At 42.5% G+C, this 18,830-nt stretch carries 19 protein-coding genes; 3 read left to right on the top strand and 16 right to left on the bottom strand.

What is annotated here, in order from left to right; all coding sequences use genetic code 11:
• Window positions 1–31 precede the first annotated feature (31 nt).
• The 12 genes from dinB to ppsA all read right to left on the bottom strand — a co-directional run bounded on the left by dinB (window position 32) and on the right by ppsA (window position 11,818).
• Window positions 32–1,159 carry a DNA polymerase IV gene (gene dinB, locus ABD128_RS09590; RefSeq protein ID WP_343989602.1) on the bottom strand — a complete coding sequence of 376 codons (1,128 nt, stop codon included), beginning with the start codon at window positions 1,157–1,159 and terminating at the stop codon, window positions 32–34.
• A gap of 81 nt (window positions 1,160–1,240) precedes the next feature.
• Entirely contained in the window at window positions 1,241–1,771 is a 531-nt protein-coding gene (locus tag ABD128_RS09585; RefSeq protein ID WP_343989600.1) for a cytochrome b, read from the bottom strand.
• 116 nt (window positions 1,772–1,887) lie between these two features.
• The gene (locus tag ABD128_RS09580; protein ID WP_343989598.1) at window positions 1,888–2,793 is read right to left on the bottom strand and encodes a sensor domain-containing diguanylate cyclase; all 906 of its coding nucleotides are present in this window, start codon (window positions 2,791–2,793) and stop codon (window positions 1,888–1,890) included.
• Window positions 2,794–3,025: 232 nt separating this feature from the next.
• The gene (locus ABD128_RS09575; RefSeq protein WP_343989596.1) at window positions 3,026–4,414 is read right to left on the bottom strand and encodes an ATP-binding protein; all 1,389 of its coding nucleotides are present in this window, start codon (window positions 4,412–4,414) and stop codon (window positions 3,026–3,028) included.
• 19 nt (window positions 4,415–4,433) lie between these two features.
• Window positions 4,434–5,117 (bottom strand): response regulator transcription factor, encoded by a 684-nt coding sequence (locus ABD128_RS09570; RefSeq protein WP_343989594.1) that lies wholly within the window; start codon window positions 5,115–5,117, stop codon window positions 4,434–4,436.
• 58 nt (window positions 5,118–5,175) lie between these two features.
• A complete protein-coding gene (locus tag ABD128_RS09565; RefSeq protein ID WP_343989592.1) occupies window positions 5,176–5,469 on the bottom strand; it encodes a PepSY domain-containing protein in 294 nt (97 codons plus the stop codon).
• 37 nt (window positions 5,470–5,506) lie between these two features.
• On the bottom strand, window positions 5,507–6,049 hold the full coding sequence (locus ABD128_RS09560; RefSeq protein WP_343989590.1) for a glycine zipper 2TM domain-containing protein: 543 nt from the start codon (window positions 6,047–6,049) through the stop codon (window positions 5,507–5,509).
• A gap of 111 nt (window positions 6,050–6,160) precedes the next feature.
• Window positions 6,161–6,415: a GlsB/YeaQ/YmgE family stress response membrane protein gene (locus ABD128_RS09555; RefSeq protein WP_110201734.1), complete on the bottom strand. Its 255-nt coding sequence runs from the start codon at window positions 6,413–6,415 to the stop codon at window positions 6,161–6,163.
• A gap of 128 nt (window positions 6,416–6,543) precedes the next feature.
• On the bottom strand, window positions 6,544–8,199 hold the full coding sequence (locus ABD128_RS09550; protein ID WP_343989587.1) for an AMP-binding protein: 1,656 nt from the start codon (window positions 8,197–8,199) through the stop codon (window positions 6,544–6,546).
• A 39-nt stretch (window positions 8,200–8,238) separates the two neighbouring features.
• Window positions 8,239–8,685 carry a GNAT family N-acetyltransferase gene (locus tag ABD128_RS09545; protein ID WP_343989585.1) on the bottom strand — a complete coding sequence of 149 codons (447 nt, stop codon included), beginning with the start codon at window positions 8,683–8,685 and terminating at the stop codon, window positions 8,239–8,241.
• Window positions 8,686–8,762: 77 nt separating this feature from the next.
• On the bottom strand, window positions 8,763–9,170 hold the full coding sequence (locus ABD128_RS09540; protein WP_343989583.1) for a hypothetical protein: 408 nt from the start codon (window positions 9,168–9,170) through the stop codon (window positions 8,763–8,765).
• Window positions 9,171–9,445: 275 nt separating this feature from the next.
• Window positions 9,446–11,818: a phosphoenolpyruvate synthase gene (gene ppsA / locus ABD128_RS09535; protein ID WP_343989581.1), complete on the bottom strand. Its 2,373-nt coding sequence runs from the start codon at window positions 11,816–11,818 to the stop codon at window positions 9,446–9,448.
• Between the two features lie 142 nt (window positions 11,819–11,960).
• On the opposite strand from ppsA, the gene ppsR reads away from it, so the two are divergent.
• On the top strand, window positions 11,961–12,782 hold the full coding sequence (gene ppsR, locus ABD128_RS09530) for a posphoenolpyruvate synthetase regulatory kinase/phosphorylase PpsR (RefSeq protein WP_343989579.1): 822 nt from the start codon (window positions 11,961–11,963) through the stop codon (window positions 12,780–12,782).
• A gap of 330 nt (window positions 12,783–13,112) precedes the next feature.
• Here ppsR and astE read toward each other — a convergent pair whose 3' ends face one another.
• From astE to ABD128_RS09515, 3 genes are read right to left on the bottom strand one after another with little or no spacing between them, the layout of a single operon-like run.
• Window positions 13,113–14,138, bottom strand: coding sequence for a succinylglutamate desuccinylase (gene astE, locus ABD128_RS09525; RefSeq protein ID WP_343989577.1), 1,026 nt, complete (start codon window positions 14,136–14,138; stop codon window positions 13,113–13,115).
• Window positions 14,139–14,151: 13 nt separating this feature from the next.
• Complete coding sequence (locus tag ABD128_RS09520) at window positions 14,152–14,982, bottom strand: M23 family metallopeptidase (protein WP_343989575.1); 831 nt, start codon at window positions 14,980–14,982, stop codon at window positions 14,152–14,154.
• A 17-nt stretch (window positions 14,983–14,999) separates the two neighbouring features.
• Window positions 15,000–16,415: a DNA recombination protein RmuC gene (locus tag ABD128_RS09515; RefSeq protein ID WP_343989573.1), complete on the bottom strand. Its 1,416-nt coding sequence runs from the start codon at window positions 16,413–16,415 to the stop codon at window positions 15,000–15,002.
• 314 nt (window positions 16,416–16,729) lie between these two features.
• Between ABD128_RS09515 and ABD128_RS09510 the strand changes: the two genes are divergently transcribed.
• Window positions 16,730–17,770, top strand: a complete 1,041-nt coding sequence (locus ABD128_RS09510; protein WP_343989571.1) for an NAD(P)-dependent alcohol dehydrogenase — start codon at window positions 16,730–16,732, stop codon at window positions 17,768–17,770.
• Between the two features lie 18 nt (window positions 17,771–17,788).
• On the top strand, window positions 17,789–18,217 hold the full coding sequence (locus tag ABD128_RS09505; protein WP_343989569.1) for an organic hydroperoxide resistance protein: 429 nt from the start codon (window positions 17,789–17,791) through the stop codon (window positions 18,215–18,217).
• A gap of 28 nt (window positions 18,218–18,245) precedes the next feature.
• Here ABD128_RS09505 and ABD128_RS09500 read toward each other — a convergent pair whose 3' ends face one another.
• A complete protein-coding gene (locus ABD128_RS09500; protein WP_343989567.1) occupies window positions 18,246–18,599 on the bottom strand; it encodes a hypothetical protein in 354 nt (117 codons plus the stop codon).
• Window positions 18,600–18,830: the final 231 nt, after the last annotated feature.

Genomic DNA, 18,830 nt, shown 5'->3' with positions numbered 1-18,830 from the left:
GGCTAACCTTACCACTATGAGAAAAGCTTGGCTAGTGACTTTCTTCATCAATTTCATCATCAAAAGCACCGTCCAAGTATTCCAGAGGCAACTGCACAAAGTGAGTAGACTCGGCGTTTTGGAAGCGAACTCCCACCCCTAATAACCGAACCGATTTCTCTCTTCGGTGAAACCCTTCGTCCATTAACTCATAGAACAACTCATCATTCACTCCAAAGCTTGTTCTCTCGACAGTCGTAGCCGTAAAGTCGCTAAACTTCAATTTAACAAACATTTTATTCACCGGCGCATCCACTTTCGATCGAGCCAAACGTTGTTTTAATGTTGAGAGCAACTTAGGTATCTCAGATTGACATTCCTCGAGCGTGTATAAATCTTTATCGTAGGTATTTTCAACGCTTAGCGACTTACGTGGGTAATGCGTAATCACAGCTCGGTTATCAATTCCGCGCGATAAATAATACAAACTTCGACCAAAAGCACCAAACTTCCGCGTAAGTTCCAATAACTCAAGCGTTTGCAAATCCTTACAAGTATAAATACCCATGTTATGAAGCTTTTCTGCGGTTTTCTTGCCAACCCCAGGGATTTTCTTTACCTCCAAGTCGAGCATAAAGGAGTCGACTGTCGAGGGCTCTATAACAAACTGTCCATTCGGCTTTTTCCAATCAGATGCCACTTTAGCCAAGAATTTATTCGGCGCAATGCCCGCCGAAGCCGTTAACTCAAGTTCTTGATATATATCATGACGAATTGCCTGCGCTATATAAGTCGCACTTCCCTTATAGTGCGAAGATTCAGTCACATCCAAAAAGGCTTCGTCTAAAGAGAGGGGCTCAATAAGCGGTGTATACTTGGCAAAAATAGAGCGAATCACCTTGGAGTCATGGCGATACTTGTCAAAGTTCGGCGGCACTATAATCAGATTTGGACATAGCCGCTTGGCGTGGGCCGAAGCCATTGCGGAGTGAATGCCATAGCTTCGAGCTTCATAATTACAAGTGGCAATCACCCCACGTTTGTCTGGCGATCCACCTACCGCAACCGCTGCACCGCGTAATAATGGATCATCCCTCATCTCAATGGCTGCATAAAAACAGTCCATATCCACGTGGATGATTTTTCGATTTATTGGGGTGTCAGACAAAGGCTCAGGCATGGCCTTATTTTATGACGGAACTATAGCCTTGTCATGGAATGAAATGATAGTAGCCCCGAAAATACTCGAGGCTACTAGATATTACTTACCCCACATACGTGGAATAACACTTGTTTTATCGCTCTTTTGACGCCAAACCGCCATCATGATATGTCCCACAATTAGCGCTAGTAAAATCCAACCGAGAGTGCTGTGGAAGTCACTGCCTAAGTCAATCATCCAACGAATTTTCTCACCCTCAAAGCCAGAAAATACAGGAATGCCAAAAGGATCAAAACTTCTACCTGCGCCATATTGACGGAACAAAGCCACCACAGGAACAGCGAATAATAGGAGATACATACTTACATGGCCTAGCTTTGCTAGAAGGTTTACCGACTCCGGTCTTCTCTTCACATTCACCAAAGCCCAAACAAGACGCAACACCATCAACACAAGAATTAAAAACCCAACAGGCTTATGCGTTGGCCAGAAAAATGCCTCAATGGAAGTATCTTCAAAGAAAAAACGAGCAGACGCACTTAAAAACTGCCAAATTATTAACAAGGCCAAGCCCCAATGAAGTAAACGGCTCACATTACCGTAACGCTGTTTATTATCAGTTATTGCCATACGTTATAGCTAACCTCTTTTAAGGAAAAAAGAAAAAATACTACACCAGGCTATTTTTAATTACCATAACGCTTTTTGGGTTGAGACTTAAAAAGTAAAGAATAACTAGTCAGGGGCTAAATGTTTTCTACATCTTTTATATTATCAATTTCATGTATAACGGAGACTCCCTTACCACTTTGTTTCGCCTGATACATTAACCTATCGGTTATTTCTATTATCTCAACAAGCTCTATGTTTTCAGCCTTATGAGTTATAATCGCACCGATGCTTGCGCCTATCCTAAAAGATTTTCCTTGTATTTCATTAACCGCAGATATTTGTTGAATCAGATTATTTAATAATTTGCGTAATTGGTTAAGATCGCCAATATCATATAGACATAAAACAAATTCATCGCCACCAAACCGCGCTAAAATATCACTTTCCCTGATATGCTTGCTAAGAAGTCGAGCAACCTTACATATAACTTTATCCCCAAACCGATGACCATATTTATCATTTACGGACTTAAAATTATCTAAATCAATGAAAGCTACTGACAGGGATTTTTTCTCACGTATGGCAAGCTTCCTTAACTTCTGACTATATTCATCAAAAGATTTTCGGTTAGCTAACCCTGTTAAAGGGTCATTAGAATTTGAGGGTTTAATTATTTTGTTAGTCGTTTCGATTAAAGAAATTAAAATAAGCTTATTGTTCAGTGGTGTTAAACCGATCTGCAAGTGAATTTCCACCCCATCTTTTTTAAGGCCGAGTAACACTCGCCCCCCAGCCATTGCTGTATCCGTTGGGCTTGCTGTGTAAATTTCTCTCAGTTTTTTATGTGAGTTTCGATAACCTTCAGGGATAAGCTCTTCAATACAGCGGTTAGTCATCCCTCCTGGGCGATAACCGAATATATCCTCAGCTTTACAATTCGCATATACAATTTCTCCGTCATGGGTCGCTACACAAATGCCAATGGGCAAAGAATTTGTAATTGCAGTTGCAAGATCACTTGTAAGTTCTAAAGTAGGCATTAAAGATATAGTCCCAAGCTAGCGAAGCAACTAAGTTATCCCCTCTTCCCTCTAATGAGATTAAGAATTTTGTAAATACATTAAGATTAGATTACAGATAATTGTACTGGAGGTCTACAAGCAATAGTATGGGAGTACAACCAAGGTTAATAACATACTGTGGAGCATGGAGCTAGCTCTCGTATCGAAAGGTAAGAATTAAGTTAATAAAAACAAGCCTGTCAGCTTCAGTTTATTTGAAACTCAACTTCATCAATGCTCCACCAAGTTTACTTTTATCTATATCGATCTGACCTTGGTAAGCAGCAACAATTTCTTTAACCACGGACATACCAATTCCCTGTCCCTCAACCGTTTCGTCTAGACGTTTGCCTCGCGATAAGATAGCGAGCCTGACTTTTTCAGGGATTCCAGGACCGTCATCTTCAACGCTAATAACAACCATTCCATTGACCCTTTCGCCCCGTATACGAACTTTTGTTTTTGTCCATTTACAGGCGTTGTCGAGAACATTACCGAATACCTCATAGAAGTCGCCTTCATCAAGGGCAACTGAAAGGCCTTCCGCAATATCAACGTCTATAGTTAAGCGCTTCTCATGATAGACTTTCGATAAGCTTGTTGTGATTTTTTGCATTGCCGGCTCAACTTCCATAGAGCGCATCATTACCTGTGGGCCGCTAGTAGCTCTCTGTAATTGATAAGCTACAATCTGATCCATTCTCGAAATTTGCTCGGAGCAAATATTAGAAAGCTCTTCTGCATCATGGCTTTTATTTTGCAAAGCCGTGTGCATTACCGCGAGTGGCGTTTTTAGGCTATGAGCAAGATTACCTAACGTTTCTTTATAACGCTTACTTTGGTGGCGTTCATTTTGAATAAAGCGGTTAATACTTTCGGTTAAAGTTTGTAATTCTTGGGGGTATCGATCAGAAAGAGTATTTAACAATCCTTTTTCAATCTGACGCAATTCTTTAACTGCACGGCGAATTGGTCTTAACGTCCAGCGCATGACCGCAAACAGTATGACCAACAATGATAACGCCATAATCGATAGCCAAAACCAAAGTTGGTTGCGATAAGCTGAAATGACTTGATTGAAAGGTCTTTTATTCTCAAGAATCACAAAGTGATACAAGGAAACAGCTCCTTCTGGTGACTCCCACTCTGCAATGTAATGGAATCTGAAGTACTCAGTTTCTTCCATAGTAATTTCAGCCAAGGTTCCTTCACCAGGCAAACTTAACGGAAGTGGAACCTTGTGTTGCTCTTGATCATAGCGTGCGGATAAAGATTTCCATATAAGGCTTTCCGTTTCATCATAAACCAACGCCGAAAGCCCACTATTGTATTGGTTAAAGCGTTTATCGCTTGGGATTTCTTCGGGGATAAAAAGGTCTCCGGCTTCAATTTCTTCTGCATAGGAAAGCAAACTGTAAAACTGTGCGTAAAGACGTTCAAAAGTAGCCTGACGGATTCCGGCTTTGTAAGAGTCCAAAAGCACAAAACTCATGGCAGCAATAAAAAATACCAGCACAGCACTGGTATTTAATAGCAATCGTCGCTGTAGCGAATAATGCGATTTATCTACACTGGACTTACTTTCAGACTTTTCAGCCACGTCACTTCCTAACGGTTAATTACGATTTATCCAAATCACTATTTAATCTATAACCACGGCCTCTTAAGGTTTCAATGGGCTTTAAGCTACCGTCTGGATCAATTTTCTTGCGCAATCTCCCAACGAACACTTCGAGAACATTCGAGTCACGATCATAATCTTGCGCATAAAGATGCTCGGTCAGTTCAGTTTTTGAAACGACTTTGTCCGGATTCAGCATTAAATATTCAAGAACTTTGTATTCGTAGGCGGTTAAGTCCATCGCTTCGCCATGAACTTTAACTTCTTGTTTAAGACTATTAAGACTTATCGGCCCCTTCTCAATCTCAGGTTTGGCATAACCTGAGGCACGTCTTAACAGCGCATTAACTCGGGCAAGTAACTCTTCAATTTGAAAGGGTTTAACCAAATAATCATCTGCACCAGCCGCTAATCCATCAACCTTATCTTGCCAATGACCACGCGCTGTTAAAATTAACACTGGGAAATCGACGTCTTCGGCTCGCAAACTCTCAATAACCTCAATACCAGAAATATCAGGCAAGCCTAAATCAAAGATTCCCAAGTCGAAAGAAAATTCACGCCCTAAATAAAGTCCCTCTTCACCATTTGGTGCTTGCTCAACAACATAACTTTGCTTTTCTAGAGCGGTTACTAGTTGTTGACGCAACGCATCATCATCTTCCATCAAGAGTATTTTCATTGTTATTAACCCCTAATTAAATTCTTAAGTTACCGTCCTTAACAGTAACTCATTATTATCATCGCCCGGAACAAGCATTCACGTAAATATGACGAACTCGCCCCGACTTTGTTAAAACTTTGACGCGATAGACTGGAGGACGCGCACGCATATTTAGGCTCGCTGATAAAACTTTGCCATCAGCTCTGCGCGCGGCGATACTCATTGCAGCACCTTTTCCAATTGGTGTGCAGGCTGTTTTTTCTCGAAGCTCTGGGGTTGGCAACACTTTTTGCTTGGTCGCACCGTATGTATTAGGTGCAAACAATAGTGTTGCCATCATTAAAGCTAAAAGAGTTATTTTTTTGATCATTACAATCTCTTACTGGTTATTACTATTAAACTTGATCTTAACGGCGATGTTTTCTTGGACGTGGCACTTCAATCCAACGACCTGGTCGATACTCAGTAAAAGTATTGTAATAGCGACCTTTATACTTATATTCCACATCATAACCGACTAAACGGCGATCTTCATAGCGTGTTTCGTAACGAGTCTCGCAGTGAGCATCTCTATCACGAGAGCTGTTTTTTGCTACAGAAGCACCAATCACCGCCCCGGCAACAGCACCTATACGTTTATGACGAGGTTTATCACCAACTTGATAGCCGATAACACCTCCAATTACGCTTCCTAGCAGAGCTTTTCCACGACGGTCATTTGCATCATAACGCGATCTTTCTGAATAACAAGTTCTGATTGGCTCTTGATAGCGACGGCCTCTTTCAAAAATAGGCTCGACATCAACTACCTTAGCTTTTACATAACGATAGCTATGACGATCATCATAATGGGAATGCCTGTGGTCACGGTGATCCGCACTCACAGTTAGAGGTAATAACAGCGCTGTGAACGCCAAAGTCGATATAATAAGAGGTTTTTTAATTTTCATAATCTGTCTCCTGATGCCAATCCAAGCTTTTTATAAGCGGGGGCTAGTTTCAGGAGACAGTTTACTGCGGCTCAACTGAATAAAAGATGAACCGAGAGATGGTCATTGAGATTATGGCTTTCTGAAGGTTCTATAGAGTAGCAAGATGATAATCGCACCACCAGTAGCGGTTAAAAGAGTAGGAATGTTAAAACCTGTAGCTTCACCACCTAAACCTAGTAAGCCACCCACAAAGCCACCAACAAATGCACCTACGATACCTAGAACGATTGTTAGAATCCAACCACCGCCGTCAGGTCCTGGCATGATTAATTTTGCTAATGCTCCGGCTACTAAGCCAACTACAATCCAAGTTAAAATACCCATGTCATTTCTCCTTAATCAAGTTGATTATAGACCATCTACAGTATGCCATATCAAGCAATAGAATTAAGAAAATGAACGTAAAATACTGTTAACTTTCAATAAGTTTCAGCCAAGTAGCTCACACTTTATTAACCCCAAACCACCAAACTCTCTGACTTCATGTATTTATCAATCTTTGGCTTATAGTGAGCCTCTATACTTTGTCGGCGAATTTTTAAGGTTGGTGTTATCAAGCCGTTTTCAGGACTCCACTCTTCGTTGACCAGTATTAGCTTTGCCAACTTCTCATGAGCTTCTAGATTATTATTAACCTTCATTAGAAGCTGCTTAGCCTCTTCTAAATAGCCATCTTTATCACTGAAATCCTTGTTGTAAATAGAGGCAATAGCGATAGGTGCAGGCAAACCATCTCCAATTACACACAAGTGCTCGACGCCGAGTTCAGGCTCTAATGTTGCCTCTATTGGAACTGGAGTGACATACTTCCCTTTAGAGGTTTTAAAGATATCTTTGACACGACCGGTAATGAATAAGAAACCATCCTCATCAATACGTCCTAAATCGCCTGTATGGAAATAACCTTCCTCATCAATAACCTCTTGTGTTTTAAGTGGCTCCTTGTAATAACCCTGCATCAAGCAGGGACTACGGAGTAACACTTCGCCAGACTCAGCAATTTTAGCTTCAGCAGTTGGCATGGCGACACCAACTGAGCCTAACTTCCAGTATTCCGGAGATGACGCATGAGAGAATGCCATAGTTTCTGTGAGACCATAAGCTTCGCAAATAGGCAAGCCTATAGACTTAAAAAACTTCGATGTTGCAGCCGGCAATGCAGCCGCACCGGACAAACAAATCTTGGCCTGATCGAGCCCAAGACCAGTCAGTATTTTCTTTTTAATCAAACGGTTAAGTAATGGTATCTTAAGTAAAATCTTAAGTTTTGTTTTACCCACCTTCTCTTCGATTCCTTGCTGAAACTTTAACCAAATTCGCGGTACACCAAAGAAAATTGTAGGTCTAACGGACTGAATATTGTCTTGGAAACGATCGAGAGATTCAGTAAAAGAAATACAGCTACCAGTGTGGATACTAATGATTTCTGTGAGTTCTCTTTCTGCGCAGTGCGCTAATGGTAAATATGAAAAGCAACGCTCTTCTTCTAAATCAATAAACGCTGCAGCCGCTGCTGCGCCGTTTGACAAGACTCGATGGTTAATTAATACACCTTTAGGAATACCTGTGGTGCCTGAGGTGTAAACAATAGTCGCTAACTCATCGAAACTAGGCACAGGCGACTCGGGATAAGGCTCTTCACCCGCAATGATTTCATTCCAATCCTTTAAGCCCTCGTGGTCTTGATGACAACCGAGAACCCTCATGCCTTCTGGGATGGCGCCTGATTTTTTACCCCAATCAGGAAGCTTTCCTACGAATACTAACTTAGACTCACTGTGTTCAAGAATCGTCGTAACCGTATCCGAACCCGCACTCGGATAAATAGGCACACTCACGTGTCCTGCGAGCATGATCGCCAAATCAGCCATAACCCAATGCGCACAGTTATAAGAGAATATGGCTACTTTACTATTCGCAGGTAGCTCTCGCTTGAGATAAGTTGCCATCTTTCGAATTTGCTGACCAACTTCCTTCCAGCTGTATTCCTGCCAATCATTTCCATACGGCTGACGCAAAAATGGTTGCTCAGATTTCGCTTTTTCCCAGCGGTAAAAGGCGGCTAAGGTATTTTCTAATTGTAACGGTGTATCCAACGACTGGCTCATGAATAAATTTCCTAGTTCTTATTTTAAATATTGGTCTTGTTACGATTCGTATCGGTACACCATAAGAAAATGAGGTCCGATACTGTCAATCATAAACTCTTCTCCTTTTATATCAAAATTGAGCTTACGATAAAATGGTACCGCACTAGTTCGAGCGTTACACCATAATAACTCTGCTCCACGTAGCCGGCACTGTCTTATACCTTCTTCTAGCAAGTTTCTGCCAATACCTTGCCCACGAATCGAAGATACTGTCGCCATACCACGCAGTCTATAACTAGCTGCAGAATCAATCCCAACGCACTCTTCTGGATAAAATGACCCTATACCGACAATTGTGTTGTCATTTTCCGCCACCAAATGAAACACCCCATCAAAATCATCTTCTGGATAATGACAGGATGACATCGGCTGCCCCGGCCTTAGTACCTCGCTTCTAAGTGGATACACCTCTTCAAGTTCAGCCAAACGAACTTTTATCCCCATAATAATATTCACCAGTATCAGACATAAAAAAAGCCACTTGCGCTAACAAGTGGCTTTCGAGTTACTTCAGAGTACGATTAGTGATCGCCTTCTGCTTCTTGTTCAAGCTCTTCTTTCGCTTCTTCAAGCTCTCTTTCGGCTTCAGCCAAAGCTTTTTCAGACTCAGCTTTTGCTTCTTCCAAAGATTGCTCGGCATCATCAAGCATTTCTTGAGCTTCTTCTTTCGTTGCATCATAAGCATCAACTGTTGCTTCTTTCACATCTTGCGCAGCTTCTTTTGTGGCATCAGCAGCGTCAGATGCTAACTCCTGGGTCTTATCAACCGCAGTTGCTGTTGCTTCTTTTGTCTCTTTCCAAGCTTCACTGCTTGCGTCTTTCATCGACTCAACTGCTTCGTTGGTTTCTTCTTTAACGTCTTCTTGACTTTCATCACTACAAGCAACCATTAAAGTTGAAGCCAAAAGTGCGATAGCTAATTTTTTCATCGAGTTAACCTCCTAATTTATTTATCAATTTCCTGAATCACGCATATAAGTATGCCACGCAGTTACACAATCACAAAGTAAAATTCCTTAAAGTGTGAATTAGGAAATTTCAGCTCCAAACACTAGTAATAGAGGTTGTTGGCAAGCACAGTGTGAAAAACAGTGGTTAATGCAAGTTGCCTATCTTGATTTTCCCCAGACACTTCAAGTATAAAAAAAGCGGTGTTTGAGACACCGCTTTTTTGATTACCACTGCTAGCTACAACAGCTAGGAGTTATGACTTTTTACCCAAGAAAAGCCAAGTTTCTAGCACGGTATCAGGGTTAAGAGAAACACTATCGATACCCTGCTCCATTAGCCATTTTGCGAAGTCTGGATGGTCCGAAGGGCCCTGCCCACATATACCAATGTACTTATTCGCTTTTTTACATGCCTTAATAGCATTAGCTAACAGTACTTTTACCGTCGGGTCTCGCTCATCAAACAAGTGCGAAATAATGCCTGAGTCACGATCTAAGCCTAAAGAAAGCTGCGTTAAATCGTTTGAGCCAATGGAGAAGCCATCAAAATACTTCAAGAACTCTTGTGCTAGCACGGCATTGGAAGGCAGTTCACACATCATAATAACCCGTAAGCCGTTGTCTCCACGTTTAAGACCGTTTTCTTCCAGTAACTCAATGACGCGCTTCGCTTCACCTAGAGTACGCACGAATGGGATCATGATTTCAACATTGTTGAAGCCCATTTTGTTACGAACACGCTTAATCGCTTCACACTCTAGCTCAAAGCAATCACGGAAATCTTCAGAGATATAACGCGCGGCACCACGGAATCCAATCATTGGGTTCTCTTCGTGAGGCTCGTAAAGACTACCACCAATCAAGTTCGCATATTCATTCGACTTGAAGTCAGACATACGCACGATAACCTTTTCTGGCGCAAAGGCACAGGCAATAGTCGAAATACCTTCTACCAACTTACTGATGTAAAACTCTTTCGGATTTGCGTAACCAGACATTTGCATCGCAATCGTCTTTTTCAGGTTATCATCTTCAAGCTTGTCATAATTCAACAAGGCTTTCGGGTGAACCCCAATCATGCGGTTAATAATAAACTCTAAACGCGCTAAACCTACGCCTGCGTTTGGTAATTGACCAAAATCAAAGGCGCGATCTGGGTTACCCACGTTCATCATGATTTTGAATGGAAGCTCAGGCATGTCTTTTACCGAGCTCTTGTTGACTTCAAAATCTAACAAACCTTTATAAATATTACCGGTATCGCCTTCTGAGCAGCTCACAGTAACTTCTGCGCCGTCTTTAATGCGGTCAGTTGCGTCACCGCAACCCACAACAGCTGGAATACCCAGCTCACGCGCAATAATCGCTGCGTGACAAGTACGGCCACCACGGTTGGTGACGATTGCAGCAGCGCGCTTCATGACTGGCTCCCAATCTGGATCCGTCATATCTGTTACTAAAACGTCGCCTTTCTGAACCGTTTTCATGTCATCAATCGAATTAACAACACGCGCCTTACCTTTACCAATACGCTGGCCAATTGCACGCCCTGTCGCCACAAGTTCAGACTTATTCTTTAACTGATAACGCTCGATAACGTTTTTATCGGCGCGGCTTTTAACGGTTTCAGGACGAGCCTGAACAATATATAACTTACCGTCAGCACCGTCTTTAGCCCACTCGATGTCCATTGGACGCTTATAGTGCTTCTCGATGATCATGGCTTGTTTGGCAAGCTCCTGTACTTCTGCATTATTAATACAGAAGTTCATGCGTTCGTTGTGTTCAACGCTTACCGTTTCAATGCTCTTATCGTGCTCATTGTTATCGGTATAAACCATCTTGATGGCTTTGCCACCCAATGTTTTACGCACGATAGCTTGACGTCCTTGCTCTAAGGTCGGTTTATAAACATAGAATTCATCAGGGTTTACAGCACCTTGCACCACTGTTTCACCAAGACCGTAAGCTCCTGTGATAAAGACAACGTCTTCAAAGCCAGACTCCGTATCCATAGTGAACATAACACCACTAGAAGCGATATCACTGCGTACCATTTTCTGTACACCCGCAGACAAAGCCACTAACTTGTGCTCAAAACCTTGGTGGACACGGTACGAAATCGCGCGGTCATTAAATAAAGACGCAAATACTTCTTTCAGCGCCTTCATCACATTGTCTAAACCGCGGACGTTAAGAAAAGTTTCTTGTTGACCTGCGAAAGAAGCATCAGGTAAATCTTCAGCGGTAGCTGAAGAGCGTACAGCAACAGCGAATTCTTCGTTCGAATCGCCTTTTAGTTTGTTATAAGCGTCGGTGATGGCCATTTCCATTTCTGGGATAAACGGCGTATCCATGATCCAGCCACGAATCTTCGCACCAACTTCTGCCAGCTTCTCAACGTCATCAACGTCTAATCCATCTAGCTCATTATTAATTTTTTCGTTTAGGCCGCTTTGCTCAAGGAAAGCTCTAAAAGCATCAGCTGTAGTGGCGAAACCGCCAGGTACACTAACACCCATATTGCTTAGGTTACTAATCATCTCGCCTAAAGACGCGTTTTTACCACCAACGCGCTCGACGTCACCCATGCCTAACTCTTCATACCAAAGTACGTACTTATCCAAAGTATTTCTCCCGTTGTGGTCTGCAAATTAAAGAAAATCGCCCTCTATCCCAGCGGCTACTTGCTGAAAACAGGCGTAAATGCTTAAATTCACACACTCATTGGTCATTAAAGGTCGCCATTTTACTGGTTATTGCACAAATATGAAACGTACAGTCTTCTTTATTTCAGATCGAACAGGTATTACCGCAGAGCTACTAGGGCAGTCCTTGACCGCACAATTCGAAGATGATGTGGAATTTATGTACCACACCATCCCCTTCGTAGACGATGAAGAGAAAGCCTTAGCGGCGGTCACCCGAATCAATCAAACCGCCATTCGAGACGGTGTTGCGCCCTTGGTTTTCGAAACCATTGTACGCCCTGAGATTCGACAAATTATTCTCGGCTCAGAAGCCATTCTGCTCGACTTTTTCCATACTTACATTGGCCCACTAGAAAAAGAACTTGGCGTAAAAAGCTCATTCAGTGTTGGTAAATCGCACTCTACCGATGATTTGCAGGCTTATGATACTCGCATGAGCGCGGTAAACTTTGCGCTTAATAACGACGATGGCGCAACCACCAAGCAATACGACAAAGCAGATATCATCCTTGTTGGCCCATCGCGCTGCGGTAAAACACCAACATCGCTTTATTTAGCGATGCAATTCGGTATTTTCGCCGCCAATTACCCTTTTACCGACGAAGACCTGCCTAATATTAAGTTAAACGAAGGATTAGCCAAAAATAAACATAAGCTTTATGGCCTCAGCATCGACCCTATGCGACTGCATGAAATTCGAACCGGTCGCCGCCCAGACAGCAAATACTCATCATTCCAGCAATGTATGTATGAAGCTCGTGAAGTTGAATCACTTTACAGAAAAGAAAAGATACCGTTTATTAACACCACTTCGCGCTCAGTCGAAGAGTTAGCGGTAAAGATTATGAATGATACAGGAATTGAAAGAAGGATTTTTTAACTAAACAAACTCTATCTTGCTATAAATATCACTTCCAATCGCTAAAGATATGAAGCTCTTATTACCCCGTAAAAGTTAGCCTCAAGTGTCAATATCACCGAGTAAATTGGGCAGGACAGCCCAATTTAGTCAAAACGAAACAGGGATGTTTCGTTTGACGGCTCGAATAGTGATATTCGACGCTTGAGGGAAGTCCTTCGGACCTAACTTTTGGGGCGATTTTTTTGGTTCGTTTTTTGCTCGTGCAAAAAATGAACGTAAATATAAGGTCTTACAGAGGTTAGCCTTTAAGAGACGAACAATAAGTGTGATTAAAAATTCAATCACCTACTAAACCTCTTCTACCACCAATGCCATTCGCTGACCAATAGGCACATTATTGTTCGGGAATACGATTGCTTCGCCATCGCTCTCAACGACATATGGCTTTTCTGGATCACTTAAAAGCTCAAAGCCTTTCTCGAAACTTGAAAAGTTAGCGAGCCCATCGTCAACATTCAGGTGCGAATCATCGCTGACGCGTAATAACTCACGCTTGACCTTAAACAGACGCTGGCCATTGGCTTTATAGCGTGTGGTATGGTCAAAGTTATAGCTTGCTTCGACCAATTGGCGGAGCGTTTTCTCGGCAGCGGCAAAATCTTCACGGTCGTTTTCACCAAAAGGTTTAACTTTACCCAATTCGACGGTAATGCTGTCCGCCTTGTAGTTATGGCTAGAATGGTACGAGAACACGGTACTTGGTTTGTGATAAAGCAAAATAGTGTTAACGCCGCAGTCTTGCATCACATTGAATACAGCTGGGTTATGTTCACGGCTATCTAAATACGGATAAATGGCAAATTTTTGATATTTAGAAGCTCGGATGGCGGTATGTAAGTCCAGATGAGTGCGCGTATCGTTAGCGCAACTTTTCGAGAAAAAGTCATTAACCGCCTCTTCCAAGCGCTTGGCGCGCTCAACTTCGCAAATTTCATCGCGTCGCTCCCAGTACTTTTTCCATTCACCGTTAAACATACGGTTTAGATTAAAGTCGATGAAACGATTTTCCTCAAGCATCGCTTTGGGATGACCGATTAGAACCAGCAAGTGACAGCGAAGCTCTAGCTTACCGTTTAATAAGTCATGCACCATATCTGACACTATTTCCATCGGAGCAGTTTCGTTACCATGCACACCTGCCGATAGTACCAAGTATTGCTGCGACTCTGCTTTTGGCTTAAATTCTAAAATGCCGACATCATGAAAAGTCACCACGAAGTCTTCAAGCGCCATAGTAAAGGGTTTGTGTCCGTCTAAATTTTCACGAACAAAGTCCAATAAATTAAAAGTCTTACAAAATTCTTGTGTATTCATAGGTACAGTTATCTTATTTATCCTGTTCGAATGGAGGAACTAATAGCTGCGGATCTAATCGCGAATCAAACCAGTTAATGCGCCAATCTAAGTGTGGTCCTGTGGCGCGACCTGTCGCCCCAATAGTGGCAATCTTTTGACCTTGCTTTACTGTTTGTCCAGCTTCTACATCAATAGAGTGCAAGTGGATAAAAGTCGATGAAACGCCATAACCGTGATCAACGATTAAGGTTCCGCCTGAGTAAAACATATCATCATAAGCAAGGCGCACGATACCATCGGCTGGCGCTACGACTTCAGTGCCGGTTGGGGCAGCCACATCAACACCATAGTGTGGTCGTTTTGGTTCACCATTTAATACGCGCTGGCTTCCGTAAAAACCACTCAAACGACCTTTGGCAGGCCAGATAAAATCCTGCATAAAGAATTCGTCTTTGCTGGTTTTTGCGCGTGCCTTTGACACTAAAGCGCCCTCTTTACGAATACGCTTTAAAACTTCTGGCTTCATCGGGTTCACTTTTGAAGGTGGTAAGCCATCTATACGCTCAATATTATAGTCGCGCTTGCGTACAAACAGTTTCTGGACTTCTTTTTGATCGCCTTTCAGGACCGTTAAGGTCGCAGTTTCAGGCATGTCACGATGAAAACCGAACACAAAATAGCCATTAGGCGTTAGTTCTAATTGCTTGTCTTCAAAGGTCACTTCAGAGCCTTTAACGGCTTGACCAATCACTAAACCACCTTGGGTTAAGTCGCCTTTAAGCGATAGCAATAACGGCTCTTGGGCTTTAGGCGCCAAGCTAAAAACACTTAACAATAAAGCTATAACAGTATTTCTAAACATCAATAATTCCTAATCTATTAAGATTGATGACCAATACCAATTGGATCATCGTCATCATCTTCATCTTGTAATTCAACCTGCTCGATTTGATCGAAACGGCGTGTGATCTTATCGGCAGTTGTATCTATATCTTTAGCGCTCTTAGTTAGGCGATCAATATGGGTATTGAGCTTGCCCCAGCGATCTTTAAAGCGACCGAATTCAACCGATAGCTTACCTAAATGCTCCTGAATAATGTGCACTTGTTTACGCGTCGCTTCGTCTTTTAAAACCGCGCTTGCCGTAGTCAAAAGCGCCATCATAGTGGTTGGCGATACCATCCAAACTTTGTTCTGCTGAGCAAACTCAACCAACTCAGGATGGTGCGCATGAATTTCCGCAAACACAGCCTCAGCTGGAATAAACATCACAGCGCCAGTAGCGGTTTCGCCATCAATAATATACTTGCTAGCAATATCTTTAACGTGTTTTTTAATATCCTGCACAAAGGCACGGTGCGAGGCGTCACGCTCTGGCTTCGACAATTCCACGTCCACCATCTTCTGGTAGTTTTCTAGCGGGAATTTAGCGTCCACACCGATCACACCAGTCGGCTCTGGTAAGAACAAGGCGCAGTCCACGATCTTGCCATTGTTAAACGTATGCTGGAATTTGTAGTGACTGGTCGGCATCACGTTAGACACTAACGATTCCAGCTGTACCTCACCAAAAGCCCCGCGCGAACGCTTGTCCGATAATATTTCCTGCAGACTGACTACGTTGCTCGATAGTTCCGTAATTTTCTTCTGCGCATCATCAATTAACGCTAAACGCTTTAAAACATCTTGGAAGGTTTTTGTGGTTTTCTCAAAGCCATCAGCCAAACGCTTTTCGACCTGCCCACTGATCTCTTTTAGACGCTCATCAGTGGACTGAGTGAGACCTTTCATGTTCTTTTCAAAAGTCTCGCCATGGAACTTTAAATTTTGTGTCAGTTCTTCACGCACATCCTTGATGCCGCGTCTAAACTGCTCATGAAGCTGCGCTTGGGATTCTTTCTGATTGAGCTCAATCTGTTCTTTGAGCTTAAAAATATCCTTTTGTAGATTGTCCTTAAAACCTGACAAGTCCTTCTGCAATTGTCTTTGGAAAGATTGGAATGACTCACCGAGCTTTATTTGGTTGCCCTGCAATTTTTCAATAAAGTTTTCAGAGGAACGCTGGCTCAACTCAGTCATTCGATGCAAGTCAGATTTAGCATACTCAAATGCCATGGCTTGCTTTTGTTCTAATGCTTTAATGGCGTCATAGGCCCCAGCGTGAGTCTCGGCTATAGTTTTTATCGTTTTGTTCTGACGCAAGACAATAATGATAAGCACCAGCCCTAGGGCTAGGATAGTTCCAAGAATCACTAAGAGCGGTAAATTGTTGGCAAAAAAGTTAGCGGAATCCATTAAGTTTATCTTTAGTCACTTTTGGCCACTAGTTTAACAAACTCTATTAAAAATAGCAGAGTCATTTTTTGGATGATTATCGTACAAACCACTGTACAAAACGCTGTTAAATCAGAAACATAGCCAAATACTACTAAACGATAAGAAGTTTAAATCCCTAAAATTTGACCGCCTTGGACCCTACTTTCTACCTTGATTCATCTCAACAAATTAAAAATTTAGTTAAGTTGCACAGTCATTTACAGCAAATTCACTCTGTAAAGGTTATTCTCAGTGAATAGCAATCTCTGTATTCCAAATATTAAGGAGCAGTAATGAAAACAGCAGCATATGCAGCACAATCCGAAGATTCCGATTTAGGCCCGATAGAAATTGAGCGTCGCGATGTCCAAGCGGACGACGTGCAAATCGCCATCGAATACTGCGGGGTTTGTCATAGCGACATTCACACCGCCCATAATGACTGGGGTGGCACCGTTTACCCTGTTGTCCCGGGTCATGAAATTGTTGGCCGAGTGGTAAAGGTCGGTTCGAACGTTTCAAACTTTAAAGAAGGTCAATTGGTAGGCGTTGGCTGTATGGTTGATTCTTGCCAGTCTTGTAGCGCTTGCGATGAAGATCTAGAGCAATACTGTGAGAAAGGCGCTGTCATGACTTATGGAAGCGACGATCCCATCTCAGGTGGTCGCACTCATGGTGGCTACTCAAATCAAATAGTCGTGGACCAAAAGTTTGTACTAAATGTCTCTGAGAAACTCTATACAAAAGCTGTCGCGCCATTGCTATGCGCCGGAATTACAACCTACTCCCCACTGCGTCAATGGAACGTTAAGAAAGGCGATAAAGTTGGCGTCGTTGGTCTAGGTGGCCTAGGCCACATGGGCGTAAAGCTTGCTAATGCTATGGGCGCAGAAGTAGTTATGATTACAACCTCCCCCGAAAAAGGTGCTGACGCTAAGCGCCTTGGTGCTAGTGAGGTCTTAGTGTCCAAAGACGAAGATGCGATGAAGGCACAAGCAGGTAGCTTTGACTTTATTTTAAATACAGTACCAGTGGCTCATGATTTAAACCCTTATGTCAGCTTACTAAAACGCGATGCCACAATGGTTCTTGTAGGCGCATTAAACCCCCTACCAGACTTAAATGGTGCGGGTTTAATTTTAGGGCGTAAACGAATCGCTGGCTCACTTATTGGCGGAATCGCCGAAACGCAAGAAATGCTAGACTTTTGTGCGGAACATGACATCGTCTCTGATGTCGAAATGATAGACATGAAAGATATCAACACAGCATACAAGCGAGTCATGGACTCTGACGTGAAGTACCGATTCGTTATTGATATGAAATCACTATAAGCTCAAGGAGAACAAAGTATGAAAAAGCCAAATGAAATAGCCTACACCGCAAAGGCTACAGCAACCGGCGGCCGTGCAGGCTCAGCGAAATCTGATGATGGAAAGCTTGATGTAAAACTATCAACGCCAAAAGAGCTCGGTGGCGCTGGTGGCGATGGCACCAATCCTGAGCAAATGTTTGCTGCCGGCTACTCAGCCTGCTTTATTGGCGCCATGCAGCACGTTGCTGGTCAGCAAAAAGTAAAGTTGCCAGAAGACACGACAGTAACTGGTGTTGTTGGTATCGGCCCGACTGACGGCGGCTTTGCCATTGACGTGGAGTTACAGGTGTCAATACCAGGCATGGACAAGGCTGATGCTGAAGATCTTGTTAGCAAAGCCCACCAAGTCTGCCCATACTCAAACGCAACCCGCGGTGGCGTTAATGTGAAACTAAAAGTCGTTTAACACTAGTCGAAAAGTAAAAAAAGCCCAGTTAATCACTGGGCTTTGTTCTATTAAGATAGTTATTTCTATGATCAGTTAATGCATTTCCAATAGCAACTCTTAGTTTACGTAAGGGTAAATACTCAACATTGTAGCTAGATCGATATCTTTTGGCGCTAATTAATTCAGTGCTTGCTGGCTTGGAAATCACTAACCCATCAAAGTCTTCCCAAATCAAATAAATCGTTTCAGGTAATTCACTTTTAGACTTGTAAACAACATCCCCGCGGTGCTCTTCTGTTTCGTATATCGAAACTACGTTTATTAAATAGTCAGAGTTATCGCACTGTTTAACTTTATGAGCGGCAGTTAATGTTGCCTGATCATTTGAAACTTTGGTCATTGTGTATGTATGACAAGTAATATGTGTCGCCGAATTTATAGAGCCGTTATCTTTCAATTTGAAGATAACTAGCCCTGCACATACAGCGATAATTAGGATTAGAAACGGGTTAATAAACTTCTTCATAAATTATTATCTGTTATTCCTTTAAAAAAACAGACTAATAAAGGGAAGTGTAAAAGTCCACAAAGAGGTAAAACTTACTGGATTCGAGTGAAATGAGTTGATTAA

The organism is Kangiella japonica (assembly GCF_039523535.1).
GTDB classification, from domain to species: domain Bacteria; phylum Pseudomonadota; class Gammaproteobacteria; order Enterobacterales; family Kangiellaceae; genus Kangiella; species Kangiella japonica.
Note: the sequence above shows the minus strand (reverse complement) of the source record. Positions and strands in the feature narration are given on the sequence as shown.

Bases quoted from the DNA above. Each gene is read 5' to 3' on its own strand.
- dinB (WP_343989602.1), bottom strand. From the start codon at position 1,159: ATGCCTGAGCCTTTGTCTGACACCCCAATAAATCGAAAAATCATCCAC.
- ABD128_RS09585 (WP_343989600.1), bottom strand. From the start codon at position 1,771: ATGGCAATAACTGATAATAAACAGCGTTACGGTAATGTGAGCCGTTTA.
- ABD128_RS09580 (WP_343989598.1), bottom strand. From the start codon at position 2,793: ATGCCTACTTTAGAACTTACAAGTGATCTTGCAACTGCAATTACAAAT.
- ABD128_RS09570 (WP_343989594.1), bottom strand. From the start codon at position 5,117: ATGAAAATACTCTTGATGGAAGATGATGATGCGTTGCGTCAACAACTA.
- ABD128_RS09565 (WP_343989592.1), bottom strand. From the start codon at position 5,469: ATGATCAAAAAAATAACTCTTTTAGCTTTAATGATGGCAACACTATTG.
- ABD128_RS09560 (WP_343989590.1), bottom strand. From the start codon at position 6,049: ATGAAAATTAAAAAACCTCTTATTATATCGACTTTGGCGTTCACAGCG.
- ABD128_RS09555 (WP_110201734.1), bottom strand. From the start codon at position 6,415: ATGGGTATTTTAACTTGGATTGTAGTTGGCTTAGTAGCCGGAGCATTA.
- ABD128_RS09550 (WP_343989587.1), bottom strand. From the start codon at position 8,199: ATGAGCCAGTCGTTGGATACACCGTTACAATTAGAAAATACCTTAGCC.
- ABD128_RS09545 (WP_343989585.1), bottom strand. From the start codon at position 8,685: ATGGGGATAAAAGTTCGTTTGGCTGAACTTGAAGAGGTGTATCCACTT.
- ABD128_RS09540 (WP_343989583.1), bottom strand. From the start codon at position 9,170: ATGAAAAAATTAGCTATCGCACTTTTGGCTTCAACTTTAATGGTTGCT.
- ppsR (WP_343989579.1), top strand. From the start codon at position 11,961: ATGAAACGTACAGTCTTCTTTATTTCAGATCGAACAGGTATTACCGCA.
- astE (WP_343989577.1), bottom strand. From the start codon at position 14,138: ATGAATACACAAGAATTTTGTAAGACTTTTAATTTATTGGACTTTGTT.
- ABD128_RS09520 (WP_343989575.1), bottom strand. From the start codon at position 14,982: ATGTTTAGAAATACTGTTATAGCTTTATTGTTAAGTGTTTTTAGCTTG.
- ABD128_RS09515 (WP_343989573.1), bottom strand. From the start codon at position 16,415: ATGGATTCCGCTAACTTTTTTGCCAACAATTTACCGCTCTTAGTGATT.
- ABD128_RS09510 (WP_343989571.1), top strand. From the start codon at position 16,730: ATGAAAACAGCAGCATATGCAGCACAATCCGAAGATTCCGATTTAGGC.
- ABD128_RS09505 (WP_343989569.1), top strand. From the start codon at position 17,789: ATGAAAAAGCCAAATGAAATAGCCTACACCGCAAAGGCTACAGCAACC.
- ABD128_RS09500 (WP_343989567.1), bottom strand. From the start codon at position 18,599: ATGACCAAAGTTTCAAATGATCAGGCAACATTAACTGCCGCTCATAAA.